Source organism: Pseudomonas viridiflava (genome assembly GCF_900602065.1).
GTDB lineage: Bacteria > Pseudomonadota > Gammaproteobacteria > Pseudomonadales > Pseudomonadaceae > Aquipseudomonas.
In genome coordinates, this window is the sequence record NZ_UWFN01000005.1 from 1 (window position 1) to 470 (window position 470).

The 470-nt window shown below is 58.1% G+C and carries 1 protein-coding gene; it reads left to right on the plus strand.

The genetic code is table 11. The features are described from left to right. Positions 1 to 470: ion transporter (locus tag EE949_RS00025; RefSeq protein ID WP_164666638.1), on the plus strand; the 470-nt coding region annotated here is incomplete at both ends.

The following is a 470-nucleotide window of genomic DNA, read 5'->3' on the forward strand; positions in this document are numbered from 1 at the left end:
GAATGGGGCTTCACCGCGATTTTTGCCGTTGAGTACATTCTGCGTCTGTACTGCTCGCCGCGACCGCTCAAGTACGCGTTCAGCTTCTACGGGCTGGTAGACCTGCTGGCCATCGTGCCGGGCGTGCTGGCGATCTATTACAGCGATGCGCAGTACCTGCTGATCGTGCGGATCGTCCGCATGCTGCGAATCTTCAGGGTCTTGAAGCTCGGTACGTACCTGCGTCAGGCCAACTACCTGCTGGCGGCGTTGCGCGGCAGCAAACAGAAGATCATCGTGTTTCTGGTGACGGTTTCGACGCTGGTCACAGTATTCGGCACCCTGATGTATGTGATCGAAGGCCCGGAACACGGCTTTACCAGCGTTCCCAAGAGCATCTACTGGGCTATCGTCACCCTGACGACCGTAGGCTTCGGCGATATCGTGCCCAAGACGCCGGTCGGTCAGATGCTCTCTTCGCTGGTGATGAT